This is a genomic window from Algibacter amylolyticus (assembly GCF_014202225.1).
GTDB classification, from domain to species: Bacteria; Bacteroidota; Bacteroidia; order Flavobacteriales; family Flavobacteriaceae; genus Algibacter_B; species Algibacter_B amylolyticus.
Genome location: NZ_JACHGE010000020.1, coordinates 1 through 2,148, shown reverse-complemented (window position 1 = coordinate 2,148; position 2,148 = coordinate 1). Strand labels below are relative to the sequence as shown.

The window sequence follows — 2,148 nt, the reverse complement described above, 5'->3', positions numbered from 1 at the left end:
AAAACGAGATCTAAAGTCTCACAGAACTGAACGTGATTAAAGTAGTAAAAGAGAGAGGATTATCAATGTTGTCGAAGTCTAGGCTTCACCGTATATAGTAACCTTAATTCTCTCTTTTGTTCTTTCTGATTATTAATTAAATTTAGTGATTTACAAACTTAAGAAGTATATAAAAAATTGCTACTTTGTGCTTAACCAATGTTAGTTGCTTTGTTTGCTAGCTTCTGATTTTCCTTCGGAAAATCCTCGCACACAAACACGCAACATTTCATATACAAAACCGTTGTACCACATTTGAGAAATGAAAAGAACATTAACCATATTAATTCTGATTTTAACTTGTGAATTATCATTTTCTCAAACTTATCTAACTTCAGAAGTAATTGAAAAAGCGGAATTTAATTTGAAAGAAGCAGTTGGAGACTCTTTGTTTAAATATTTTGAACTCGGACCAAATTCTGATTATAAATATCAAACTAAAACAGGAAAATATAAATGGAAAGATATTAGCAAAGGAAAAAAAACGAAAGGGAAATTTATCGATGGAAAACATATAAATTTTGTATTAAATCATCCTAATTTTCAATATCCATACACAAGAAAAACCGTTTACGTAGAACTGGACTCAAACCTGAATTTAATCAGAGATGTTTATATAGACCAGATTCCTGAATTTCTTTTGAGAAACGAACCGTCAAACTGGTTATCTGAAAATAAAATTGATAGCATCATTAAGAAACAAAACTTGAAAACACCTGTTGAGCCATTCTCAAAACGATTGGAATTTGACACTAAAACAAAAGAATATCATTGGATTGTATTCAACACTCTTTACGAGGAAAAATGTTTCTCTGATGAGGAGATTTTGCATATAAATCCAATAAGTGGAATTATTTTAAAACATTATGAGGAACGACAAAGAATAATGCATTGTTCTGAATAAAAAAAACGTGGTACAACACCGTGTATAATTAATTGCTTGGTTCACTGCCGACTTACGAAAATTCCGCTGGAATTTTCTATCTGTGATTTGTTTGCTAACTTTAAGGCTTAACCACGCAACTAACCATACACAAACACGTTGTGCATAATTTAACCCATAAAACGTGAAAAAAATATTCATCTTGACTTTACTCTCATTTTTCGGTTGTAAAAACGAACCGATTTGTACTGTGAATGAAAATAATGCTGGAAAAGAAATCTATGACTTGGACGAGGCGACTTGTTTTATTGCACTAAAACTGAACAAGAAAAAATCTGACTTGAATTTAATTCGTGACGCTCTACTTGCGGAAATGAATTATATGGAGAAAATTGGACTGACTTCTGACAATCCAAATCCTGAAAACGAACCTGAATCGAACACCGAATTGGATATTAACCAAATGGTGGAATATGCTCTGAATGAGGAAAAAGTTAACCTGACTAAAGACCAATTAATCGAAATCTATGATACCGAAATTGAATATCTAATATTCATCGGAGTCGCAGGTGAATAAAAAACTATGCACAACAACGTGCATAAGTTGACAACCTATGAAAAAACAAATAATTTTAATTTTTATTGTTCTTATAGTTTCGTGCAACACACAGAAAACGGAATTCGGAAACGCAGAAATATCGCAAAAAGTAAGTCTTACCAATATTAGTGAATTAAGTAAAAATCGGACAGACTTTGACAATGACACTCTAAAAATCATAGAGGAATTACATCTCGATTTGGAAAACAAAGGAATTTATGTAGAATCAGAAAAAATTTGGATTAAATCATTTAAACCAGCAACCGAATTAGATAGTGTGTGGAAAAAAATGAATGGAAAAAAAGTTGAAATAATCGGACTTTATAAAGCGGGAAAAACAGGACATTTAGGTTTATATAATGGACAATTAAAAGAAATTTATTATATCAAAACGAAATAAAAAACTATGCACAACACTGTATATAATTTATTGCTTGGTTCTAGCCTACTTACGAAAATCCTAGCGGATTTTCTATTCGGTTTTTATTTGTTAACTTAGTTGCTTAACCACGCAACAAACCATATACAAACACGTTGGCATTAATTAAAAAAAACGAACACGAAATTGAAATCTAACAACTTTATTAATCAAATAGTAGGAAAAACAGTTGATAAAATTTATCAAGTG

Annotated in this window: 3 protein-coding genes; all 3 read left to right on the top strand. The window is 30.8% G+C overall.

The window, feature by feature from the left end:
• Positions 1-301 precede the first annotated feature (301 nt).
• The 3 genes from HNQ90_RS17840 to HNQ90_RS17830 all read left to right on the top strand — a co-directional run bounded on the left by HNQ90_RS17840 (position 302) and on the right by HNQ90_RS17830 (position 1,920).
• A complete protein-coding gene (locus HNQ90_RS17840) occupies positions 302-943 on the top strand; it encodes a hypothetical protein (RefSeq protein WP_144118283.1) in 642 nt (213 codons plus the stop codon).
• Between the two features lie 163 nt (positions 944-1,106).
• Complete coding sequence (locus tag HNQ90_RS17835) at positions 1,107-1,499, top strand: hypothetical protein (RefSeq protein ID WP_144118282.1); 393 nt, start codon at positions 1,107-1,109, stop codon at positions 1,497-1,499.
• A gap of 37 nt (positions 1,500-1,536) precedes the next feature.
• A complete protein-coding gene (locus HNQ90_RS17830; protein ID WP_144118281.1) occupies positions 1,537-1,920 on the top strand; it encodes a hypothetical protein in 384 nt (127 codons plus the stop codon).
• Positions 1,921-2,148 lie beyond the last annotated feature (228 nt).